The organism is Bacillus sp. LNXM12-1 (genome assembly GCF_003004375.1).
In the GTDB taxonomy this organism is placed as follows: domain Bacteria; phylum Bacillota; class Bacilli; order Bacillales; family Bacillaceae; genus Bacillus.
In genome coordinates, this window is record NZ_PVWX01000001.1 from 14115 (window position 1) to 37936 (window position 23822).

A 23822-nucleotide genomic window follows, 5' to 3' on the forward strand; every position below is an offset into this window, starting at 1 on the left:
GGTGTAATGGGACGCAGTATGGCAGAACATTTAATGGATGCTGGTTATGAAGTTCTCGTTTATACAAGAACAAAAGCGAAAGCAGATGCGCTCATTCAAAAAGGCGCATCATGGAAGCCGGCAGTGAAGGAAATTGCAGAACATGCAGATGCTGTCATCACAATGGTAGGATATCCATCAGATGTAGAAGAAATCTATTTAGGTGAAGAGGGGCTTGTGGCACATGCTACGCCTGGTACTTATCTGATAGATATGACGACATCGAAGCCTCAGCTGGCAAAAGAAATTGAAGTGAAAGCGAAAGAAAAAGGATTGTTTGCGTTAGATGCACCAGTTTCTGGCGGAGACGTAGGCGCAAAAAATGGAACGCTTGCGATCATGATTGGCGGAGAAAAATCAGCCTATGAAGCGTGCCTGCCCTTATTTGAGCAAATGGGCGAAAACATTCAATATCAAGGACCTGCAGGAAGCGGTCAGCATACCAAAATGTGTAACCAAATTGCGATCGCAGCAGGTATGGTAGGCGTTGCAGAGGCTATGGCCTATGCCGAAAAATCAGGACTTGATCCAGAGCACGTGCTCAAAAGCATCACAACGGGCGCAGCAGGAAGCTGGTCCTTGTCAAACCTTGCACCAAGAATGCTGAAAGGTGATTTCGAGCCAGGGTTCTACGTGAAGCATTTTATCAAGGATATGGGCATTGCACTTGAGGAAGCAGAACTGATGGGAGAAGAAATGCCAGGACTTTCACTTGCAAAGTCACTTTATGAAAAGCTGAGCGAACAGGGCCAAGAAAACAGCGGCACACAGAGTATATATAAATTATGGGTAAAATAAAAAGACCTGTCCCATTTAGGGACAGGTCAGCGTGTAGACAAACCCTCGCATTCGGTGTCAGTCCTGCGTGCCGGTGCTCACGAATGTCAAATTCGCTCCGCTCCGGTACTCGTCCTTCCTAGACTGCAAAGGTTTTCTATCACGCTGAAAAGAAGACAAAAGGCTAAAATGAAGATCATTTTAGCACTTTGTTAACAATCTGGCCTGTCCCATTTAGGGACAGGTTTTTTAGATATCTTATTTTCCGATGAATTGCTGCGTCCAGTAGTTACCAGATTTCACATAACCAACACCGATATGTGTATAGCTTTTATTTAAGATATTTGCTCTGTGACCTTCACTGTTCATCCAAGCAGTCACCACTTCTTGAGGAGATCTTTGACCTTGGGCAATGTTTTCACCTGCTGTTTTGTAAGTGATACCGAATTTCTTCATTTGATCAAATGGAGATCCGTAAGTTGGGCTTGTATGAGAGAAATAGTTTTTATCTTTCATATCTTGAGATTTTGCGCGAGCAGATTTGCTTAGTTTTGAATCAACAGAAAGTGCTTTTAATCCTTGCTTTGCACGCTCTTTGTTTGTAAGCTCAACGACTTCTTTTTCAAATGCATTCAAGCTGCTGTCTGCTTTTGCTGTCGTTGTGTCTTTTTGATCAGCTTTTGTATTGTTATTGTTGTTTGTATTTTGTTTTGCTGGCGCACTTGGTTTAGAAGCAGTAGGTTTTTTCACTGATTCTTGTTTTTGTTCATTTTTTGCTTTGTTTACTTCTTTCACCACTTTTGTGCCAGTAACAGGTTGACCGCTTTTGATCAGCTTGTTTAAAAGAGCTTCGATCTCTTTTTGATTCGACTTGCTTAGCTTGTTTACATCTGAAGAGATATGTAATTTTGCAGCTAATGTATGAAGATCAATGGTTTGATGCTGTACATGTATTACTTGTTTCAGGTTAAGCTCCTTCGCATCAGCTGAATGTCCCCCAGTGAACGTGATGAGTGCAGCAGCCGTTAGCGCTGAAAAAAAGAATGATTTCTTCTTCATATTGTAACTCCTCCTAAAATCTTTGTTTTGTTTTCTCACAGAAAATCATAACATGGACTTTTTGTTATAAACGTACCAGCATCCTCCATTGACAATGCCTGTTTGTCATTTTTGTTAAAGTCACAAAAAAACCCGCCTCATATCAAAGGATAGGGAATTCTTCCATTTAATGAAAACGACATAAACATACCAATATTTTAAAGTGTTAGTATATTTTTTTGCATAATAGGGATTGACAGCTTTTTTTCACTTGTTTCGCTGTAACAACTATTACAAAAGTGTTACAATAATGAGTGGTAATTGTAAAAGATTGAAAGGATGAGAGGAGCTACATAAGTGGGAGAGAAACAGCATCAAGGTGGTGCCGAGCAGAAAAAATTCAAGCGCCGGAACGCCTGGAGGATTAATCTCTTTTTCTTCGCTGTCTTTAGTTTATTTGCTGGACTTGTGATCAAGCTTGGTGTGCTGCAGATCGTCAATGGTGAGGATTATAAAAAGCAAGCAAACCGAACAGAGGTCAAAACAGCATCATACCCGTCTCCGAGAGGAAAAATGTATGACGCGAGAGGAAGAGTCGTCGTTGATAACGAAAGTGTACCTGCCATCGTTTATACATCAGAAAGTGGTGTGAAGGCGAAGGATAAGATTAAAGTAGCAAGAAAACTTGCAACTTATATAAAAATGGATACTGATTTTTTGAGAGAGCGTGACATTCGAGATTTTTGGCTGGCAAGCCATCCGAAAGAAGCGGATAAGCTCATTTCAAAAGCAGAGCAAAAGAATCTTAAAGCAAAAGATGTCTATCCACTTCAAGTAGAGCGCGTGCCTAAGGAAGAGGTCAAGGCGATCGAAAAAAATGCAGAGGAAAAAGCAGTTGCAGCGATCTATCGTAGATTTACAGGCGGATATGCCTTTGAGCCTCAAATTGTGAAAGCAATGGACCCGAACGAAGAGAAAAAAGGGGACGAAAAAGTGGCTTTGCTTGATGAAACAAAAGAATCCAAGCAGACGTCATCCGTGAGTTTGACATATGAAGAGATTTCACTTGTGTCAGAGCATCTGGATGAACTGCCTGGTGTAAATGTCATCAATGATTGGACAAGAAAATACCCGTATGAAAAGACGCTTTATAATGTACTTGGCGGTGTGACCACACCAGAGCAAGGCATTATAAAAGAGCGTGAAGATTACTATATGGCAAGAGGCTACTCACGAAATGACCGGGTAGGGAAGAGCTATTTAGAGTATCAATACGAGGATTTTCTGAACCCAGAGAAAGCGACCGTTCAATATACTCAGGTTGGCGGGAAGCTGCTCGATGAAATCAAGCGGACAGAGGGACGAAGAGGACTTGATCTTGCACTGACATTTGATATGGAGCTGCAAAAGGAAGTCGACAAGATCGTCGAATCAGAGCTTAGATCCGCTAGTGCGAGAAACTATATGATGGACCGCGCATTTGTCGTGATGATGGACCCTAACACTGGGGATGTTCTTGCGATGTCTGGCAAGAAAATGGATGGCAGAGACGTCACAGATTATGCCATCGGAACATTTACGACCCAGTACGAAATGGGCTCTGTTGTCAAAGGAGCCACAGTACTTGGCGGTTATCAGGACGGGATGTCACACAACCAATCCTATATGGATACACCGCTTTATTTTGCAGGAAGTAATGGAAAGCCGAAACAGTCTTACAAAGTTCTTGGATGGGTCAATGACCTTCAGGCTCTCCAAAAAAGTTCCAACGTCTACATGTTCCAAGTAGCGATGAGAATGGCGGGCATCACCTATCAAAAGGATGGTCCGTTACCGGCAAGACCTGAGCACCTGCAAAAAATGAGAAACTATTATGCGCAATTCGGTCTTGGCGTAAAAACAGGGATCGACCTGCCGCAGGAATCAAGCGGGATGCAGACACATCCTAAGACGGTCGGCGGACTTTTGCTCGATGAAGCAATTGGCCAGTATGACACGTATACACCGCTTCAAGTTGCCCAGTACATGTCGACGATCGCCAATGGAGGAAATCGCGTTCAGCCAAGAGTGGTGAAAAGCGTTCACCTTCCAACGAAGAAGAATGAAGTAGGCCCAGTCGTGAAAAAATATGAGCCGAAAGTGCTGAACACGATTAACAATTCAAAAGCAGATATTGACCGCGTCAAAATGGGGCTGAAAATGGTCACATCAACAGGTGGAACTGCCGCTGGCCGTTTTGGTCAGCATGATGTCGCAGGAAAAACAGGGACGGCCCAAACCTTTTACTATGGTGCTAACCGCAGCTGGTGGGGAAATGCCACGTACAATTTAACCTTTGGGGGATATTATCCATCGTCCAATCCGAAGGTGGCTTTTAGTGTCGTGACACCTTATGTCTCAGATAAAGATTCCGTCATTAAAACCATCCCAAGTAAAATTATTGATAAGTACGTTGAATTACAAAAGAAATACGAAAAGCAGTAAACAGCAGAGAGCACAGCAAGAGAATGTGCTCTTTTTTGCTGAAAATATGGACGTTTCCCTCGATGACGGAAGGAAAATACGGGTTTTCTAGCGAATCTTTTTTATACATCAATCTAAGGACAACCCTAAAAAATGAAAAGGAGGGTCGGACGACGATGGAACAAAAAATGAAAGATTCGAATCAGCTTTATTCGAATATTGATTTACATGCCGTTCTTTCTTCTAATGGCCGCTTTCTCTACATTTCTTCTAACTGTAAGCAGCTTTTGCTCTATGAACAAAAGGATTTACTAGGGTGTTTTTTGAAAGACTTTGTTCATACCGAAGATCAATTTCTCGTCGAGAGTTATTTCTACAATCAGCACATGCTAGAGATTTCCCACTTTAGGCTACTTAGAAGTGACCTAACAGCTGTATGGATTGAAGCTAGTATTGATTTTGTTGCTTGTGATGAGTTAGACAGTGAATTAAGTAGAGAAATGATCCTAAAAATGAGGGTGCTGGACGCTGAACCGCAAAAAGCAGCATTTCAAACAACATCAGAAGTGTCAGAACAGTCGTTAGGCAGTCTGCCGGCTTTCCAACATGTCAGTGAAGCTGAACAATTGATTGCCATGCTGCCAAATCCGTTATGTATTACGATTTTAGGGGAAATTGTTTATGCGAATGATGCGATGCTTCAATTAATGGGGGTAAGTACAAGAGATGACATGATCGGCAAAACTGCATTTGACTTTATTGCTGAGGAGTACCATGACATTGTGAGAAGCCGAATTACGAGGCTGCAGCAAGGCCTTCCAGTCGGAATGATTGAACAGATATGGAAGCGGAAAGATGGGAGCAGCATTCATATCGAAGTGAAGTCATCACCTACGATCTATCAAAATCAGCGGGCAGAGCTTTTGCTGTTAGTGGACATTTCATCCCGTAAGAAATTCCAAACCGTTCTTCAAAAAAGCCGGGAGCGGTATCAGCTGCTCATCCAAAACTCCATTGATACGATTGCGGTCATTCATGATCATAAATGGGTGTTTATGAATGAATCAGGCATTAAATTATTTGAAGCCGAACATTACGATAAATTAATAGGAAAGGATATTTTCCACCAGATACATTCCTGTGACCAGCAAAAAGTGAAAAAGAGCTTGTCGCGTATTATTGAAAGAGCATCAGATTCCGAGATTGTCACGATGAGCTGTCATACATTTAAACACAAGCTGATTTATACTGAAATGGTGTGTATCCCAACCACATTCTTTGGGGAAACAGCCGTTCAAATTATTTTAAGAGATATATCGGAACGTAAGCAGACAGAAGAGCTCATGCTCCGATCTGAAAAATTATCGATCGCAGGTCAATTGGCAGCTGGCATTGCACATGAAATCAGGAACCCATTGACCGCTATCAAAGGCTTTTTGCAGCTCATTAAACCGAAAACAAAAGATCGCGATCAATATTTCGAGATTGTTTTCTCTGAGCTGAGCCGGATAGAGATTATATTAAGCGAGTTGCTCATGCTGGCAAAACCGCAGCAAACGGCATCGATGCAGACACTTGATTTGAAAAAAATCATCAGCGAAGTCACGGCTCTATTAGAAACACAAGCGAACTTAAATGGTATTTTAATGAATACAAGTGAGATAGAAGAGGATCTCCTGATGAACGGGGATCAAAATCAGCTCAAGCAGGTGTTTATCAATTTAATCAAAAATGCCGTCGAATCCATGCCGGACGGAGGTAAGGTTGACATTACGGCCAAAGCAGAAAGAGATGGGATTCTCGTCACCATTCGTGATGAAGGGGTCGGCATTCCTGAATCGGTCATGAAGCGAATAGGAGAGCCTTTTTTAACGACAAAGGAAAAAGGCACTGGACTTGGCCTCATGGTGACATTTAATATTTTAGAAAATCACAACGGGACGATCCGTGTGGATAGTCATCCCGAAAAGGGCACCGTATTTCACATCATGTTTCCTGCAAAATAAAAACAACGGCAAGAGAGCCGTTGTTTCAGTCTGTTAAATGAATTGAACGTTTTTCAAGGACGAATTGTTCTAGGCGGTCAAGTCCTTCTTTCAGTGTTTCAAGTGAATAAGCATAGGACAGACGCACATACCCTTCGCCGAGTGGAGAGAAAGCAGACCCTGGTACAACAGCAAGTCTTGTACTTTCTAACAGCTCCATACAAAAATCAAAGGAACTCATCCCAAACGATTCAATGGATGGAAAAATATAAAAAGCGCCAGAAGGCTTAATGACCGGAAGCCCCATAGAAATGAGCCGATCATATACATAATCGAGTCTTTTCTTATATTGCTCTCTCATGATGAGTGCATCATCCACACCATTTGTCACAGCTTCAAGTGCCGCCTTTTGTGAGACAGCCGAGGCACAAGACACGTTATATTGATGTACTTTTAATACATGTTTAGCAATTGGAGCTGAAGCAAATAAAAAGCCAATTCTCCAACCGGTCATGCTATGAGATTTAGACAGTCCGTTAATCACAATGGTCTGTTCCTTTAAGAAAGAGGCAATTGAATGATGCGGCCGGTCAAATGTCAGCTCGCTATAGATTTCATCGGATAAAATAAAGATGTCTTTTCCTTCAAGGAGCTGGGCAATCTCTTTCAATTCTTCTTCCGAAAGCGTGACACCAGTTGGGTTCGAAGGATAAGGAAGCACAACACACTTTGTCTTTTCCGTTAATGCATCCTCAATCAGCTTGGCATTTAATTTAAAGCCAGCATTCGTTGTGTCGATATGTACAGGCTTCCCGCCACACATTCGAATGATCGGTTCATAGCCAGGGTAGACAGGTCCAGGTAAAATGACCTCGTCACCCTCTGACAAAATGGTTCGAAACGCAGCATCAATCGCTTGACTTGCACCTGTCGTCACAATGATTTCTGACTCTGCATCATAATCAAGATTGACTTTCTTCTTGATGTAGTGCTGGATCGCTTGTCTTAGCTCTAGGAAACCAGCATTATGAGTGTACGAGGTGAAATTCTCGTCAATGGCTGCTTTGGCAGCTGTTTTGACATGATGCGGCGTATAAAAATCGGGCTGGCCTATCGTCAAAGAAACGACATCCTCATATGACGATACGAGATTTGAAAATGTTCGAATGCCTGAAATTTCAATATCCTTTACTCTTGGATTCAGCAAATGCTCCATTTCTCATCACCTTAAAAATTTATGTTTTTATCCTATTTTACCATTCACTGCATAAATGTCACCCGCGAAAGGCACTGGATATCATTATCTGTAGTCTATTCTCCTATTCATCACAGCATGAGTGATATATTGAAGAAAGAGCAACATTTATTATAGCGTAACCTCACGAGAAAATACAGGCTGCGGTGAACAGGATTAGAAAACGTCACAACTGTGTAAACTGAAGGAACGTGAGAATCAGGTCATGGGAATTGCTTTCATAGACATACGATCTCCTAAAGGAGGACGATAGATGGAACAATCAGCGAAGACATCGAAAATCGCGTTTCTATCCGTGATGAGTAACACATTTGTTGTCATCTTAAAAATCATTGTGGGGCTGCTCACTGGATCTGTTGCGGTTTTATCAGAAGCCATTCATTCTTTTCTCGATTTAATGGCATCTTTTATTGCATTTATCTCTGTTCGTATTTCAAGAAAGCCAGCAGATTCTAAACATCCTTATGGACATGGAAAAGTCGAAAATATTTCAGGAACGATTGAGACCTTGCTGATTTTCGTTGCTGGCATTTGGATCATATACGAATGTGTTCACAAATTAATGCACCCAGAGCCAGTCAAGCTGCCTGTGCTTGGCATTGTGGTGATGCTGATAGGCGCGCTCATCAATTTTATCGTATCGAAGGTTGTGAACAAAGAGGCGGAGCGAGTGCATTCTGTTGCCATGAAATCGAATGCATTGCACCTGTTAACAGATGTGTATACGTCACTAGGGGTCGCATTCAGTTTATTGCTTGTAGCATTAACCGATTGGTATTTCTTAGATCCGATCATTGGAATGATACTCGCTCTCTTTATTATGCGTGAAGCATTTAAACTCATGAAAGAAGCCTTCCCGCCGCTTGTAGACGCCCGGCTAACACCCGAGGAAGAAAAATCGATAGAAGCAATCATTCAAGGATTCAGTCAAGAGTTCATCGAATATCATGACTTTCGAACAAGACGATCCGGTGCAGAGGAATATATTGATTTCCATTTGATTGTAGATGGTAAGACAACGATTGAAGATGTTCACCAATTATGTGATCGAATTGAAGAGAAGATTCAGCAAGAATTTCCGCATGCACAAATCTTTATTCATGTAGAACCTGAAAGTGAAAGAACTTCACAAACGTAAAAAAGGCGATCAACCAACTTAGGTTGTATCGCCTTTTTTTACGCTTCATCTATGAAATGAAATCAATATCCATAAGCAGTATCGTAATCTTCATACCAAGAGATATAAGCTGCGTCATCATTTGACAAATCATGCTTCATGTCCAAAAAATCAGCTTCGCAAATATCTTCAATCACAGTCATTTCGTTGTTCTTTAATAGTACGACAGTTCCCATCATGAACACCTTTCTTTAAAAAATCCTTGACTATTGTACCATGTGAAGAGCGGTTGTCAACAGCAGAATGGAAACAAGACGAAAATATCACAAAATGTTAAAAAATCAGGAGGTAAAAGAACTAGAAGTGCCATGATTTTCACAAATTTTCAGTATTTATTCACATAAAACATTAAGAACAAACTGATCTAAAATATATGTAAAAGTGTACAACTCCATTGATCTTACTATATTCATAAGATATAATAACGAATGATTATAAGAAATTTATAGAAAACATACATAATAAAGGAGAAATAGGATGGAAACAAACATAACAGAACCACACATTCAAGAAAAGAAGCATCCTGAGCTAGCAGGCGTGGGCTACCGCTTTCTTGCCCACCTTTTGGACGGCGTCATTATCAGTGTTCCTTATGCCTTCATTATGTTTATTTTGTTCACACTCTTTTTTGTCTCAAGCCCAGAGGCAGCATTTATGCTAGAGGATGACAGCTATTACTATTCCACAACCGTCATGACGGATGAAGAATGGGCTGTCATTATGGGACTTATCTTTTTCTACGTAGCATCGATCTTAATCGGTATCGTGTTGACATGGCTTTATTACGCTATTATGGAAGCATCAAAACTGCAAGGAACTCTTGGTAAGATGGCTCTTGGGATCAAAGTGACAAAAGTAACAGGCGAAAAAGTAACATTCGGACGAGCAACTGGCCGCTTTTTTGCAAAAGTCTTTTTGTCTCCAATCTTATGTATTGGGTACATCATTGCCTTTTTCACAGAGAAAAAACAAGCGCTTCACGATTTAATTGCAAGTACGATTGTTGTGAAGAAATAAAGAAAAAAAGCACCTCTGCTCAATCGTAAGGGGTGCTTTTTGTATAGATTGCTTGTATGGAAGAGTGAAGGATGACATAAAATAGAATGATAGTGAAAAATCAGGTAGGGAAGGGAGACAAACGATTGAGAACAGGAAAAAAGACCATGCAGAAAAAAGGGGCAGGCTTCGGGTTGTTTTTGACAGCACCTGTTTTGGCCTGGGCATTGTATGACTTTGCAAATACGATATTTTCATCCAATATGATCACCATTTTCTTCCCGTTCTACTTGCAGGAAACGATTGGAGAAAGTGCGAGAATGGATCAGATCGCCAGTACGTTTATTTCTTATGCAAACGCACTAGCCAGCATTTTTCTCGTCATTTTTACACCATTATACGGGGTTCTGATCGATCGTACAGGAAAAAAGAAGCGCTACATCACAGTGTTTACTTTAATATGTATAACTTGTACGTTTTTGATGGGGATCTTTGCTGGAATTGATTTCTCAAGCGAATGGTTTGGGCTGCCTGTCTCCTTATTAGTAGTGGTCACCTTGTTTGTGATCGCAAAATTTTTCTATCACTCGAGCCTAGTGTTTTATGACACCATTCTGCCCGATCTTGGGACAAAGGATGAAATACCGCTTATTTCTGGGTTTGGCATTGCCGTTGGTTATTTAGGGACGCTTGTCGGTCTCTCAGTTTATTTACTTGTCGGCAATGACCAATTTCATGAAGCATTTATTCCGACAGCGCTTTTATTCTTTCTCTTTTTCCTGCCCTTTCTCTTTTTTGTAAAAGACCCTCATCCGCTGCCGCAGCAAGAGAAAAAGGCGTCATTTTTCAGCGGGTATAAAGAAATTATTCGCACGTTTAAAGAGATGAAGCAATTCAAACCGGCTTTTATCTTTATGATTGCTTTCTTTTTTATGAATGATGCCTTACAGACAGCGATTGCGATGATGGCTGTTTATGCCAAAATCATCATTGGCTTTACCGCTGGGCAATTTATTCTGCTTTATCTGGTGTCGACCATTTCAAGTATCATTGGCTCCTTTCTATTTGGATATATCACAAAGGCGATTGGGGCAAAGCGCTCGATTACAGTCGTGTATGTGATTTTGATCGTGGCCCTGATTTTGGCTGTGACAGCCACAACGGAATGGGTTTTCTGGGTGGCCGGCAGTTTATTCGGAATTTCACTCGGCGCAAGCTGGGGGGCATCACGAATATTGATAATTGAGCTGACACCTAAGGAAAAGAGAGGACAGTTCTTTGGTCTCTTTGCATTCTCAGGGAAGGTGTCTTCCATTATTGGACCCATCATTTATGGCTCAGTCACTCTGCTGTTTGCAGAGCACGGAAATCTCGCAAGCCGCCTTGCACTAGGGTCTTTACTCATTCTTGCAGCAATAGGACTTGTGATTCATCAATTCGTACGAGAGAAAGCGTAAAGAAACGTCAACTTTTTACCTATGCTGCCGATATAAAAAGTACAATCTTATATTGAAGAATAGAGGGATTTCCGTGGCTTTAAACAAACAAGAAATTTTACTTGACTCTGGTACCAATGAATTGGAAATTGTGAAGTTTGAAATTGGTTCAAATCAATTCGGCATTAACGTCATGAAAGTAAGAGAAATCATTCAGCCGGTTGAGGTGACGGTTGTACCGCACTCTCATCAAGATGTAGAAGGGATGATTAGTTTACGAGGCGAGATTTTACCAGTCATCAATCTATTTTCCTTTTTTAATGTCGAGTCAGATCAGTCAGAACAAGAGAAATATATTGTGACTGAATTCAACCAACGGAAATTTGTGTTCCATACAGGAACGGTATCACAAATTCACCGCGTCAGCTGGGAAGAAATTGAAAAGCCAACTGCACTCAATCAAGGGATGGACCGTCATTTAACAGGCATCATTAAGCTTGATGAAAAAATGATTTTCCTTCCAGATTACGAGAAAATCATTTATGATATTGAATCCGCTTCTGGAGTAGAAACGTATCATATGTTTGACGGTGAGAAAGACGAGAGAAGAACAGGGAAGAAGCTTTATGTCGTTGAAGACTCTCCGCTTCTCATGCGTTTATTAACAAATGAATTAACCGAAGCAGGCTATAAAAACATTGTGACCTTTGAAGATGGCAAACAGGCATATGACCACGTCATGGACCTTGTCAGTAAAGGAATCAGTGTGACAGAAGAAATTGATATGATTATTACGGATATTGAAATGCCAAAAATGGATGGTCACCGATTAACGAAACTGTTGAAGGAAAATCCTTTAACGAGTTCCATACCGATTCTCATCTTCTCTTCGTTAATCACTGAAGATTTGCGCCATAAAGGGGAAACAATCGGTGCAGATGATCAAATTAGTAAACCAGAAATTCATCAGCTGATTGAAAAAGTCGATCACTTTATTATCTAAACAAAAAACCACTCGGCATGAGTGGTTTTTTTGTTTAAAAATAACTTTCCCCGAGTCGTTTGAAGACGGGCTTTGTGTAATGTGATTTTTGTTTTGTGGCGGTAGGTTTTTCTTTTAAACCGACATACGTTTGAAGTAGTTGCTTTGCTCGGTTTAATGACATATTCGCTTTCGGATTGCGATATGATTGATTTAAATTTCCTAAGTGTGGCAAAAATTCGAAGTCTTCTTTGGTTGGTGGCAGGTGAAAATAATAATCTCCAATTTCAATCAGCACGTCGGACTGTTGTTGACTATATTTGGGATTGTTAGAGAAATGTAGGCCCACTTTTCTTCCTTTACCTTCTTGCAATAGTTTTTGCAGCGCACGTTTTTTCAAAAGATAAAGAAACTTGGGGTTTGGTGCGGTTTTAGCATGGCGGTTAACAGTATAAATGGCTTTTGCGATGTTTTCTGCTGTAGGTTCTATGTCTTTAGTATGAGCATAATCGTCCATTTTTTCTCTCCTTTGTCTTTCGTCTTCCTGTGCTTAGTATAAATTATACGTTTTTATTAGTAAATTGCAAATAGAGTTATTGTAAAAGCGATAGGATTCATAGCCCTCTTATCTACAATAGCCATTCAGGAGGGTTCTAAAACGTGGTTGAATATAAAAATGGCAGAATGATCAGCAAAGACACAGCATCTATTCACTATGATTTTTCTTCTATCTGTTTCAGGTGGAAAGAATGCGGCGCATTTCATTTTCTATATGCTAAAGGTGTTGTATATTCATTCTTTTAAGCATAGTTGAAGCTGCTTTGGTAAGCAATTTCTGTATTGAAGTCCGTTTTTTGAAGCAGGATGAGGCTTTGTTGAACTTTCACATAATGAGGAGGTAACTTCTATAAACTTCTTTAATTGAAGGATCTGCAGCATTCAGAGCGGTTTAGCTGACCAGCATGAGGGATATCTTGAAGTAGCATCTTTTCGATAATGTTGGCAAATCCATTGCTGACGGTGTCATTGGTGGGCAAAGGAGAAGAGACGTTCATTGCAAGAAGGGCAGAAGAATTGACTGAATGAAATATATATGAAGTGAACTATTAGTTCATGATAACTACCTATTTAAATAAATGGGTAGTTTCTCAATTTGGATTCATTTTTACATATTGCGTCTGAAACTTTACCATATGCCTGACAACATGTCGAACATATGGTTTAACAACATGGTCTATTTCTTATGACTTGAATAAGCGCAATAGAAGCAACCATTAAAATCAGTTTCATTCGTCATTTGTTTAGCTTCATCAATGGCGCTCTCGCCACTCATGTGCAGACCAATCAATTTACGGCTTGCAGCATCACCTAAAAATGCACAATCTTCTGTATGTACAACATACTGTCCTTGATCATCTTTTGTATGAATAAAATAATAACTTTTTAGCATACCCCTCACCTCCAACCTGACTATCCTACTATAAAACTTCCAATGATGTAAAGATTTTTAATTAAAAATATTGCAATTTTATACATATTCCTTTTATTTCATACAAAGAAAAATATGTTATAAGATCAAAGTTAATGAGAACAGAAAGGACTGTTTAGATTGAAAGATATGTTAACTCCTTTATTGGTCGCATTTGTCGTTGGAGGCATTGTGTACGTGATAGATGATCGGTCGATTCATCCTTTGCTTCTATTTCTCATCCTATTTATTAGCATTTATGCAGTTGAAAGAATCATTCATTTTGCTTCCAATCATTTCGATGAGCAGAAAAAATAAGCGCCGTTTCTGTTTCAGCCATGCAAAAAGGACTTTCTATAGAAGAAAGTCCTTTTTGCTTCATTTATTGCGCTCCCTGACCTTTTAGTTCTCGCTGCACGTCTAAGTCGGCAGCTTCTCTGCTGAACTTCGGCAGTGTAATGAAGTAAAAAAGGAAAACGAGTAAAATAATAACGCCCATTCCGTAATAAATATAAGAAACGTTTGTAATGAGTTTTGGAAATAGTACCGCAATCAGACCTAATGTCATGGATTGAGCAAACATGGTAAGTGGATCAACCCATCCTGACACACGTCCCATCAGACGAGGATGGACGATTCTCGGCAGCCAGCCGCCAATGACAATGTTGACCGGTCCAATACATGTACCAATGACAAATGATGTGACATAAAACAACCATAGTGTATGGGTGGAACCAAGTACAAAAATCAGAATGCCTGCAACCAAAATCGGAAGCGACATGAGATATTGCATCTTTACTTTTTTAGCGAGAACAGAGCCCATTAAGCTGCCAACAAGTAGACCGGCACCGATCGCGATTGTAAAGAAGGATGTATGCAGTTCAAAATGGTCCGGTGAAAGGCCATATTTCATTGTAAACATTGGAAGTACAGCAAATGCGCCATTGACTAGACCAAAAACAAAAAAGCCAAAAATTAAAGAAGCCAATAATTTATTTTTTATAATGTAAAGAATGCCTTCTTTAAAATCTTTTAGAGACGTTTTAATGGTCATGCCTCTCCAGCCTGCTTGTCCATTTGGCTGACGTGCTTCAATTGGAATGTTACATGAACGAATCAGGATGCCTGAAACAATAAAACTGATCAAATCAATGGTAATGGCACCGTGAAGTCCAATTGTCTTATACATAATAGCACCGATTCCAACACCAAATACCATGAATAAACTAAACAGCATTTGATTTAAGCCAGCGGCTTTGGCATATTGATCTTTATTTAAAATCGCCTGAACGAGAGAGGCTTCAGCTGGATAGAAGAACTTCGTAATGGCACTTCGTATAAACAAGATCAAGAAAATAAGTGGAAGTGAATTGAAATAAATCACAATGAATAAAACAATCGTCAGCCCAGCTCGTATCCAATCGCAATTCTCTGCGACTTTTTTACGATCAAAACGATCTGCTACTACACCAACCATAAAAAAGACAAAGATCGTTGGAAGTGAATACATGAGCTCTGCTAATGTGGCATAGGCGGGCTGATGACTAAAATGATCGAGCAAATAAAAGGCAAACGCCATATTGCCTACTGTTGTCCCCATTTGCGAAGCAAGTGCTGCAAAAAAGAGACGAACAAAATTTCTGTTTTTAAAAATATCCATAAATACGCTCCTTAACCTGAAGATCCCACTTTATATCATATAAAATTTTAAGCATTCATACAATTAATTTCTCCTACTGGCTAATGGTCACAGGTGTTCCGTTTGGAACGATTGAAGCAAGTTCGATGACATTCTGATTATACATACGAATGCACCCTCTAGACACAGCTTTACCAATTGAAGACGGGTTATTCGTACCGTGGATGCCGTAATGAATTTTCGATAGGCTCAGCCAATAGGCGCCAAAGGGACCTCCTGGGTTTGGCTGTCTGTTGACAATATAATAAGAACCTGTCGGTGTCATATTTAAAATTCTTCCTGTTGCGATCGGATACGACCGAATAAGCTGTGATCCAGAAAACAATACGAGACGTTTCCTTGAAATCGAAACAGAGATGCGGTAAGGGATCGAACTAGGATCGGGCAGACCAGGAATGATGATGACCTCATTTTGTACAGGCTCTTGACCTTGAAGTGACGGATTTGCAGCCTTTAAAGCATCTGTTGTTGTTCGGAAATCAAGCGCTATAGAAGCAAGGGTTTCTCCATTTTTCACCGTATATCGCAGCACCAAAGGACACTCCTTTCACTCAAATAAAAGAAGCCATGATGTCCGTCACTAGATATATATATGGACGGAATCAGGCGAAGGAAGGTTTCTCCTAACATTTGTCATGAGAAAGATCTTTGATTATACATATGCAAAAAGGAGCGATTTGGCTTCTGTCTAAATGCGAGAGGAGAGGGTGAAAAAGGTTAATTCAGGTTTGGCTAAAAATCGAAGTGGCAGTCTTGTTGTCCCAAGTCCGCGGTTGACATAGATTCGGTGCTGATAACTTCCGTATAAACCTTCCACATATGTATGGCCGTAAGGTGCTGTGAGAATGGGGCCATAGAAAGGAAGCTGCACCTGTCCGCCATGGGTATGTCCAGAAAGCTGCAAGTTAATGGGAGTTGTATTTAACTCCAATGCTGCATCAGGCTCATGTACGAGCAGTAACGTAAATAAATCAGAGGATACTTCCCGCTTAATCAGGTCATAATCCGGCACACTCATCATCAGGTCATCCAATGTAGCAATCTGAATATGCGCCCCTTCTTTTTCTAATTGAAACACATCATTTTTACATATTGTAAAACCGCAAGCTTTCATTGTTTTCTCATAAAGATCAACGCCAAATGGTCCGTAGTCATGATTTCCGCATATCGCGAGCTTACCAAACGGGGCATGGAGCTTGGTCAAATATGCTTTCGCTTTTTCATGCTCTTCAATCGATGCTTGAAAATCAACGAGGTCACCTGTGAACACAATGAGGTCTGGAGACTCAGCGTTGATTTGCTGGACGACGGATTCTAATTCTTTCGCAGGAAATGTATCACTTAAATGAACATCACTAAATTGAGCGATTTTAAACTGGTCAAATGAAGCTGGAAGTTGAGCATCCTGAATGATCAGTGACACGGTATCGATCATGCGTGGTTCGATGTATCTGGCATATCCGTATCCACATGTTGTAGCTAAAAAACCGAGAATGCTCGCGCCAGCTGCTCCTTTTAAAAACTGTCTCCGAGAAAGTTGCTTCATATAAGACTCCTTTATAAATAAAATTAAGTATAGCATCATATTTGATGAATCTCCCATATGGTGCATCTAGGGTCAATCATGATATGATAGAAAATAATGAATGAATAGTCATTCAAAACCACAGAGGGGGAGAACAAATGACGAAACAAACAGTGATTGTCACAGGGGGATCAAGCGGAATGGGGAAGGCGATGGCTGCCCATTTGGCACACGGAGGCTGGAATGTCGTGATTACTGGAAGAACGGAAGAAACGTTAGAAAAGGCGGCAAATGAAATAAAGCAGAATGGCGGCTCGATCGCTTACTTCCAAATGGATGTGCGAAATCCAGAGGATGCCGATCAAATGGTCAAGTTTGCGGTAGATACATTTGGTGATGTGGACGCTCTGATTAACAATGCTGCAGGAAACTTTTTGGTTCCAGCAGAAAAACTGTCTCCTAACGGCTGGAAGGCTGTCATTGATATTGTATTAAATGGAACATTTTTTTGCAGTCATGCAGTGGGCAATTACTGGATTCGTCAAAAGAAAAGGGGAAGTATGATCAATATGGTGGCTACCTATGCATGGGGTGCTGGTGTAGGTGTGGCGCATTCAGCGGCAGCAAAGGCAGGTGTTTTATCTCTCACTCGAACGCTTGCAGTGGAATGGGGAAAGCAATATCGAATTCGCGTCAATGCCATCGCACCAGGACCAATCGAGAGAACAGGCGGTGCGGATAAACTGTGGGAATCGGAAGAGGCAGCGCAAAGAACATTAGATAGTGTTCCTCTTGGCAGACTGGGCACACCAGAGGAAATTGCAGAGCTTGCGAGCTTTTTATTATCTGAGCAAGCCTCATATATAAATGGAGATTGTATCACGATGGATGGGGGTCAATGGCTCAACCAATCCCCATTTTGAATGACGATGTAAGACCTGCTTTTGATGTGTTATAATCACACAAAGAGAGAAGCAGGTGATGAAAATGGTCGATCCATTGGATATTTTAACGAATATTGAAGATGTTTTCCCGCACTATCAAGCCATATTCAGTGCGGAAGAGCAAAAAGTGATAGGCTATGAGATTTTAGGAAGAATGAAGCTTGAGTCTGAAACAGTTAGCCTAGGCTCCTTCTTTACGGATTCATCTATTCCTGACGAATATAAAGTGGAAGTAGATCATAAAGTACTGACGCAAGCACTCGATCTTTTCACAACAGCAGATGATGATTTGCTCATTTTTATTAATCATGATGCAAATATCCTGATGCTTGATCATGGTGAAAGCTTTTTAGAACTTTTGAAGGAATATGAAGCAAGGGGCATTCAGCTTAATCGGTTTGTTATCGAATTTACAGAGCATACGTTTAGCGGCGATATTGAACAGCTTTACCATACGATAACGTATTTTCGTACATATGGTATTAAAATCGCCATCTCGAATATTGGAAAAGAAAGCAGCAATCTTGACCGGATTGCCTTGCTCTCACCCGATCTATTAAAAATAGATTTACACGCATTAAGGGCATCGGCTCCTTCTCCTTCCTATGAATATGTCTTGTACAGCATTTCATTGCTTGCGAGAAAAATAGGGGCGGCTTTAATTTATGAAGACATTGAAGCAAATTTTCAGCTGCAATATGCTTGGAGAAATGGCGGCAGATACTTTCAAGGGTTCTATCTTCACGAGCCGGTGGCGGAATTAATCGACCGCAATAAACGAAAAGATCAGCTGAGAGAAGAATTCCAGCAATTTATTGCCCATGAGAAAAAGAAACTTCAAACTGTCTACGAACATTCTGAAACATTTTATAAGCGAATTCATCAAGCGGTCACGACATTAAAAAAATCATGCAGCACAAATGATGAACTCATACAAAAGCTGGCATTAGAATTAACGGATTGCAGCTTTCGGATTTATATGTGTAATGAAGAAGGCTTTCAAATCACTGGTAATGTGTTTAAAAAAGAAAAAGAATGGCTGTTTCAGCCTGAATATATCGAGAAAAACTGGAGCTGGCGCCCTTATTTCCTAGCGAATATTCTCCAAATGAGAATGAGCGGGAAAGGATTTTTCAGTGATATTTACAGCGATTTAGAAACCGGTGAGAGGATACGTACGTTTTCTTATCCGTTAGAGGGAGACATGTATTTGTTTATAGACCTTCCGTATGCCTATTTATATGAGCAAGATGGATTAATTTAAAAGCAGCCGTTTAGGCTGTTTTTTTAAATAGAAAAAAGAAATAAAAAATGGTTGACAATGAAACTGATAATCATTATCATTTAGTTATAGAGAGAAGCTACTCTCTGTTCCCCAACCCCTCTATCAGATCAAGATCCAAAAAACTTGGCGCTACCCCCGCCAAGTTTTTTTTGTGCTTTTCATCTTCTCCTCATGCATAGGACATCCCAATCCCTCCATACATCTTAAGTGATGATAGTTAGACGGTAGGAGGGAACGTCATGATCAAACGCGACAAGCGGCTGCTGATTGATTTGCCAAGACCAGATCACCCAGATGCAAATGGTGCTGCTGCTGTGCAAGAATTACTCGGCGGAAAATTCGGTGAAATGTCCACATTAAATAATTACATGTTTCAATCCTTTAACTTTAGAGGAAAACGAAAACTCAAACCGTTTTATGACCTCGTATCCAGTATTACGGCTGAAGAATTCGGTCATGTAGAACTTGTGACCACAGCTGTGAATCTTATGATTACAGGGACCACCCATGGCGGAGATCCAGATACGACACCGATGAAAGCGGCTGTCGATAAACGAAATACACAGCATTTTATTCAAACGGCTCAAACAGGCTATCCGTTTGATTCCATGGCAAAACCTTGGACCGGGGAGAATGTGTTCTCAAGCGGCAACCTGATTCTTGACCTCCTTCATAACTTCTTCCTTGAATGCGGAGCTCGTACACACAAAATGCGCGTATATGAAATGACAGATCATCCTACAGCAAGAGAGATGATCGGTTATTTACTCGTCAGGGGCGGAGTGCATGTTGTGGCATATGCAAAGGCGCTTGAGGTAGCCACGGGTGTAGATCTAGGAAAGATGTTGCCGATCCCAAACCTCGACAACAAATACTTTGATTCAGCGAGGAAATTTGAAGACCAAAATGTCCATACAAAGCTGTACACATTTAGTGATACGGATTACAAGGACATTAATAAGATTTGGAAAGGCAACCATCCGATTGATGGAAAGCCGCTCACAGTGATTGAGGGTACGCCTCAAGGAGCACCTGTGCCAGATTATAGAGAATTACCGGAAGAGTTTGCCCCAGGCATTTCCAAAGAGGATTTTGACGAAATTGCCAAACGGCTGATGAGATCTGCGGGTTTATAAAAAACATGGCGCATGAGATCAGAAAAAAGACTCAAACTAAAAAAACAGATTCTTTTTCTTTTTTTGAATTCAAGAGGAAAAATATCATCTGAGAACACTTTATGGTATGATGCTTTGTAGGACTTGTGTATAATCAATACGGGTTCATCTTGAGTTGTTTTTTTGAAAGGAGTCTTTTTTTAGAATGTCACAATTAATGGGTATCATTACAAGGCTGCAAAGTCTTCAAGAGACAGCAGAAGCTGCAAACGAACCGGCACAGCGTTATTTCGAAGTGAACGGTGAGAAAATCTGTAGTGTTAAGTATTTCGAAAAGAATCAAACGTTTGAATTGACTGTTTTTCAACAAGGGGATAAGCCAAATACTTTCCCATTTGACAACATTGATATGATTTCGATTGAGATTTTTGAGCTTCTACAATCCTAAGCTGAATCGTATGAAATGTTTTTTCTAAGGATTCCTTCGTTTATTTGCGGCAATATACATGTGTCATTATTGGCTGTGTACAAATGGAAGATGATCAATCAGCGCATATTTCGGATAAGAGACCATTAAAAAGGAGTTCCTTTCTGTGAGTGATTCTTTTTACTACAATCTTTCTGAAGATTATTTAGCGTTTTCTGATGTCGTCATGAGAATGAAAGACTTTATTCGAAAAGACCCTAGATCCGCCTATGTGTTATCAATTGGTACGGACTCTCAGGTCAATCAAAATGTCACAAGATTTATGACTGCAATTCATCTCCACCGGATTGGCAAAGGGGCTTGGGGCTGCCTCACACAACAAGTGATCAGCAGGCCTGTGCAAAGTCTTAGAGAAAAAATTTCATTAGAGACAGCGTTTAGCCAAAAGGTATGTGCAGACATCCTTGAGGGACCTTTAACAGAACTGATGGATTTGCTTCTTCCGTTTGCTGAGGAAGGGGCAGACCTCCGGTTTGAAGCCCATCTAGATATTGGCAAAAAAGGAAGTACGAAAGAGCTGATCCAGGAAATGACCGGAATGATCACAGCTATGGGAATTGAAGCTAAAATAAAACCCGACTCATACGCAGCATTTTGCTATGCCAATCGATACACAAAATAAATTCCGTCATTTTTCTCCAAACCTTGTCGAAACGTGCGGTTGACGATTCGATTCTAGTTCCTTATTCTAGCTGTATAGAGAGGAAGCAGACATTCAAAAGCCTGCTAATCAATATAAAAGCATATATGAAACAGGGGGCCTGATGTTGGATGAGCGTCATCGAAAATCGTTTTAATGAAGAAGAGAAAAAGCTATTATTAAACGTATTGCTGAATCAGGAATATGCTGTCGAATTACTAAGCAGTGAGATCAATGATATAGAATGTGGAACAAAAAATGTCGATGACAATACGTATAAGCAATTGATCACATTGTATGACAGAGTAAGGTTTGAGAATTAATATTGATTTAACATTCTATTAGATACTCGGGAGCTGAGTATCTTTTTTATGCAGAAAAAATCTTTCGACAAATTTCGTTTTAGTTTATGCTTAATGGTAAAGGGGAATGTATGATTGATGATCGAGAGAAAAGGGGTCGAAGAAACATGATAGAGATAGAACCAACTCAATTGCTTGAGTCAACAATAGCCGAGCATATGATTGATGCAGATAAAGTGGCACATGTTCAAATTGGAAATAACCTTGAGCATGCCTTATTGGTCCTAACAAAAACAGGATATACAGCCATCCCGGTTTTAGATCCTTCTTATCATCTGCATGGGTTAATTGGAACGAATATGATCATGGATAAGATCTTTGGTTTAGAACGAATTGAATTCGAAAAGCTGGACCAACTGAAGGTAGAAGAGGTCATGCTGACTGATATTCCAAGACTTAAAACAACGGACCCTGTGCTAAAAGGCGTTCACGCTGTGACGAATAATGGATTTGTTTGTGTAGAAAATGAGGAGCAAGTCTTTGAAGGAATATTTACACGACGTGTTGTATTAAAGCGCTTAAATGAAGTGATTCATGCCGCGAAAAAATGAGCTGAAGCCCAGCTTATTTTTTTTGCCTTCATAAGCTATAATTTATATAATGACCATATGGAATAAGAAAATCTTATAGAGAGAAAGGGGACGCCCATGCAGCTTCAGGAGTTACATATGCTTGTTGTGCTTAGTGAAGAATTGAATATGAGAAAGGCTTCGGAGCGGCTCTTTGTCTCTCAGCCTGCTTTATCCCAAAGATTGCAGACGATCGAAAAAGAGTGGGGAACCAAAATCTTTTTTCGTTCTCAGAAAGGGCTCACCGTGACTTCGGCAGGTGAACAGATCATTCAATTTGCAAAAGAGGTGACGGTTGAGCAAGATCGAGTGAGAGAACGAATCGATGAACTTGAAGGGGAAATTCACGGTACACTAAAGCTTGCGGTTGCATCCATTATTGGACAGCACTGGCTGCCGAAAGTGTTAAAGCGGTATGTCGAAAAATATCCAAATGCGAAGGTATCACTTGTGACCGGCTGGAGTAGTGAAATGCTCAAAAGCTTATACGAGGACCACGTGCACATTGGAATTATTCGCGGAAACCCTGATTGGAAGGGAACAAAGGAATATTTGATGACAGATCATTTATATTTAGTCGATTCTGTCATCAAAGACGTGGACGAGTTAATCGAGACAGAACGCCCGTTTATTCAATTTAAAAGTGACAGCACGTATTATCAGGAAATCCAGCACTGGTGGCACCAAAAATTTAAAGTGTCTCCAAAGCAGACGATTCTAGTGGACCAGATTGAGACATGTAAACAAATGGCCTACCACGGCATCGGCTACGCCATTTTGCCTTCAGTCACCTTATATGACCACGAAAAAAGTGTTCATAAAACACCGCTTGTTGACGTGAATGGAGAGCAAATCGGACGTGACACATGGCTGCTAGGCTATGAAGCTTCTTTTCAATTAAAACAGGTGCAAGCATTTGTCGGTGTGGTCAAAGAAATGCTTGAAAGTGATGCGGTGTAAGTACCTTCTTGGAAGAGGAAGGTGCTTTTTTAGGTAAATAATCAGTTTGATTAAATTTACTTATTGCACGCATATCCAATAGATAGATGGAGCGAATCATAGAGGAGACTTCGATCTTATGAAAAACAATCAATTAATCAAAATGAACAAACCTGAATGGGGAGATCGTTTGCGCGTGAGGTGGCGTGAACGTTTTGCTAGTCATCTTTCAATTAAAGAACAAAACGAGATATCAATAGATGATTTTTTATGGCATTTATGCAGTTTTGGAATGGTTACATGCCTTGAAAAGGCTGAAGCGATAGACGCATTTTTTCACCAATCAAAGGATAAATGTACTGTTTTTTATCAATTTGTTGACGAGGCGTATCTTTTCGAAAATGCCAGCTCTCTTTTAATCAATGATTTACCATATGAGTCTAATAATATGGATTATAACGATATGTATGTGATGGATTGGAATGAAAAATGGACATTTGTGATGACGCACGAAACGGATTATGGTCCATATTTTATTCGAATAGATGAATTGAACGAATGAGGAACCGATGATCTCTTCGATATGAAAAACCCGCCTTCCAATTGGAATGAGCGGGTTTTTCATTGGGTTATAGTAATGA

25 protein-coding genes are annotated in these 23822 nt (G+C 40.4%); 17 read left to right on the forward strand and 8 right to left on the reverse strand.

Annotated elements, in window-relative coordinates:
- The first annotated feature begins 6 nt into the window (after positions 1-6).
- On the forward strand, positions 7-837 hold the full coding sequence (locus tag C6Y07_RS00065; protein WP_374955732.1) for an NAD(P)-dependent oxidoreductase: 831 nt from the start codon (positions 7-9) through the stop codon (positions 835-837).
- Between the two features lie 237 nt (positions 838-1074).
- On the opposite strand, the gene C6Y07_RS00070 is transcribed toward C6Y07_RS00065, so the two are convergent.
- Positions 1075-1875, reverse strand: coding sequence for a CAP domain-containing protein (locus C6Y07_RS00070; RefSeq protein WP_060596134.1), 801 nt, complete (start codon positions 1873-1875; stop codon positions 1075-1077).
- A gap of 336 nt (positions 1876-2211) precedes the next feature.
- Between C6Y07_RS00070 and C6Y07_RS00075 the strand changes: the two genes are divergently transcribed.
- Together C6Y07_RS00075 and C6Y07_RS00080 are read left to right on the forward strand one after the other, a co-directional pair.
- Positions 2212-4338 (forward strand): peptidoglycan D,D-transpeptidase FtsI family protein, encoded by a 2127-nt coding sequence (locus C6Y07_RS00075; RefSeq protein WP_106071532.1) that lies wholly within the window; start codon positions 2212-2214, stop codon positions 4336-4338.
- Positions 4339-4493: 155 nt separating this feature from the next.
- The gene (locus C6Y07_RS00080; protein WP_060596136.1) at positions 4494-6323 is read left to right on the forward strand and encodes a PAS domain-containing sensor histidine kinase; all 1830 of its coding nucleotides are present in this window, start codon (positions 4494-4496) and stop codon (positions 6321-6323) included.
- 25 nt (positions 6324-6348) lie between these two features.
- Here C6Y07_RS00080 and C6Y07_RS00085 read toward each other — a convergent pair whose 3' ends face one another.
- Positions 6349-7518 (reverse strand): aminotransferase A, encoded by a 1170-nt coding sequence (locus C6Y07_RS00085; protein ID WP_003210942.1) that lies wholly within the window; start codon positions 7516-7518, stop codon positions 6349-6351.
- Positions 7519-7810: 292 nt separating this feature from the next.
- On the opposite strand from C6Y07_RS00085, the gene C6Y07_RS00090 reads away from it, so the two are divergent.
- Positions 7811-8695, forward strand: a complete 885-nt coding sequence (locus tag C6Y07_RS00090) for a cation diffusion facilitator family transporter (protein ID WP_060596138.1) — start codon at positions 7811-7813, stop codon at positions 8693-8695.
- A 62-nt stretch (positions 8696-8757) separates the two neighbouring features.
- On the opposite strand, the gene C6Y07_RS18830 is transcribed toward C6Y07_RS00090, so the two are convergent.
- On the reverse strand, positions 8758-8910 hold the full coding sequence (locus tag C6Y07_RS18830) for a hypothetical protein (protein WP_162839369.1): 153 nt from the start codon (positions 8908-8910) through the stop codon (positions 8758-8760).
- Between the two features lie 301 nt (positions 8911-9211).
- Between C6Y07_RS18830 and C6Y07_RS00095 the strand changes: the two genes are divergently transcribed.
- The 3 genes from C6Y07_RS00095 (at position 9212) to C6Y07_RS00105 (ending at position 12169) form a co-directional block, all read left to right on the forward strand.
- A complete protein-coding gene (locus tag C6Y07_RS00095) occupies positions 9212-9751 on the forward strand; it encodes an RDD family protein (protein WP_060596139.1) in 540 nt (179 codons plus the stop codon).
- Positions 9752-9876: 125 nt separating this feature from the next.
- On the forward strand, positions 9877-11187 hold the full coding sequence (locus C6Y07_RS00100; RefSeq protein ID WP_181185446.1) for an MFS transporter: 1311 nt from the start codon (positions 9877-9879) through the stop codon (positions 11185-11187).
- Between the two features lie 73 nt (positions 11188-11260).
- Positions 11261-12169: a chemotaxis protein gene (locus C6Y07_RS00105; protein ID WP_034662787.1), complete on the forward strand. Its 909-nt coding sequence runs from the start codon at positions 11261-11263 to the stop codon at positions 12167-12169.
- 34 nt (positions 12170-12203) lie between these two features.
- Here C6Y07_RS00105 and C6Y07_RS00110 read toward each other — a convergent pair whose 3' ends face one another.
- Positions 12204-12665 (reverse strand): YkyB family protein, encoded by a 462-nt coding sequence (locus tag C6Y07_RS00110; protein ID WP_012009774.1) that lies wholly within the window; start codon positions 12663-12665, stop codon positions 12204-12206.
- A gap of 717 nt (positions 12666-13382) precedes the next feature.
- Positions 13383-13598, reverse strand: a complete 216-nt coding sequence (locus C6Y07_RS00120; protein ID WP_003211341.1) for a hypothetical protein — start codon at positions 13596-13598, stop codon at positions 13383-13385.
- A gap of 159 nt (positions 13599-13757) precedes the next feature.
- On the opposite strand from C6Y07_RS00120, the gene C6Y07_RS18835 reads away from it, so the two are divergent.
- A complete protein-coding gene (locus C6Y07_RS18835) occupies positions 13758-13934 on the forward strand; it encodes a hypothetical protein (protein ID WP_164847174.1) in 177 nt (58 codons plus the stop codon).
- Positions 13935-13998: 64 nt separating this feature from the next.
- Here C6Y07_RS18835 and C6Y07_RS00125 read toward each other — a convergent pair whose 3' ends face one another.
- From C6Y07_RS00125 to C6Y07_RS00135, 3 genes are all read right to left on the reverse strand, one after another.
- Positions 13999-15276, reverse strand: coding sequence for an MFS transporter (locus tag C6Y07_RS00125; protein WP_034662784.1), 1278 nt, complete (start codon positions 15274-15276; stop codon positions 13999-14001).
- Positions 15277-15349: 73 nt separating this feature from the next.
- Positions 15350-15847 carry a L,D-transpeptidase family protein gene (locus C6Y07_RS00130; RefSeq protein WP_060596140.1) on the reverse strand — a complete coding sequence of 166 codons (498 nt, stop codon included), beginning with the start codon at positions 15845-15847 and terminating at the stop codon, positions 15350-15352.
- 156 nt (positions 15848-16003) lie between these two features.
- Positions 16004-16861: a metallophosphoesterase gene (locus tag C6Y07_RS00135; RefSeq protein ID WP_106036746.1), complete on the reverse strand. Its 858-nt coding sequence runs from the start codon at positions 16859-16861 to the stop codon at positions 16004-16006.
- Between the two features lie 137 nt (positions 16862-16998).
- Between C6Y07_RS00135 and fadH the strand changes: the two genes are divergently transcribed.
- From fadH to C6Y07_RS00180, 9 genes are all read left to right on the forward strand, one after another.
- A complete protein-coding gene (fadH, locus tag C6Y07_RS00140) occupies positions 16999-17763 on the forward strand; it encodes a 2,4-dienoyl-CoA reductase (RefSeq protein WP_034662771.1) in 765 nt (254 codons plus the stop codon).
- 64 nt (positions 17764-17827) lie between these two features.
- The gene (locus C6Y07_RS00145; RefSeq protein ID WP_060596391.1) at positions 17828-19048 is read left to right on the forward strand and encodes an EAL domain-containing protein; all 1221 of its coding nucleotides are present in this window, start codon (positions 17828-17830) and stop codon (positions 19046-19048) included.
- A gap of 260 nt (positions 19049-19308) precedes the next feature.
- The gene (locus C6Y07_RS00150; protein ID WP_060596142.1) at positions 19309-20205 is read left to right on the forward strand and encodes a manganese catalase family protein; all 897 of its coding nucleotides are present in this window, start codon (positions 19309-19311) and stop codon (positions 20203-20205) included.
- Positions 20206-20389: 184 nt separating this feature from the next.
- Entirely contained in the window at positions 20390-20632 is a 243-nt protein-coding gene (locus C6Y07_RS00155) for a YkuJ family protein (protein WP_003212254.1), read from the forward strand.
- Between the two features lie 145 nt (positions 20633-20777).
- A complete protein-coding gene (locus C6Y07_RS00160) occupies positions 20778-21293 on the forward strand; it encodes a ribonuclease H-like YkuK family protein (protein WP_034662766.1) in 516 nt (171 codons plus the stop codon).
- Between the two features lie 149 nt (positions 21294-21442).
- Positions 21443-21634 (forward strand): antirepressor AbbA, encoded by a 192-nt coding sequence (gene abbA / locus C6Y07_RS00165; RefSeq protein WP_003210802.1) that lies wholly within the window; start codon positions 21443-21445, stop codon positions 21632-21634.
- Positions 21635-21780: 146 nt separating this feature from the next.
- Entirely contained in the window at positions 21781-22224 is a 444-nt protein-coding gene (gene cbpB, locus C6Y07_RS00170; protein ID WP_034663872.1) for a cyclic-di-AMP-binding protein CbpB, read from the forward strand.
- Between the two features lie 96 nt (positions 22225-22320).
- Positions 22321-23202 carry a transcriptional regulator CcpC gene (ccpC, locus tag C6Y07_RS00175; RefSeq protein WP_003211236.1) on the forward strand — a complete coding sequence of 294 codons (882 nt, stop codon included), beginning with the start codon at positions 22321-22323 and terminating at the stop codon, positions 23200-23202.
- 118 nt (positions 23203-23320) lie between these two features.
- A complete protein-coding gene (locus C6Y07_RS00180) occupies positions 23321-23743 on the forward strand; it encodes a DUF4275 family protein (protein WP_060596143.1) in 423 nt (140 codons plus the stop codon).
- The last annotated feature ends 79 nt before the right edge of the window (positions 23744-23822 follow it).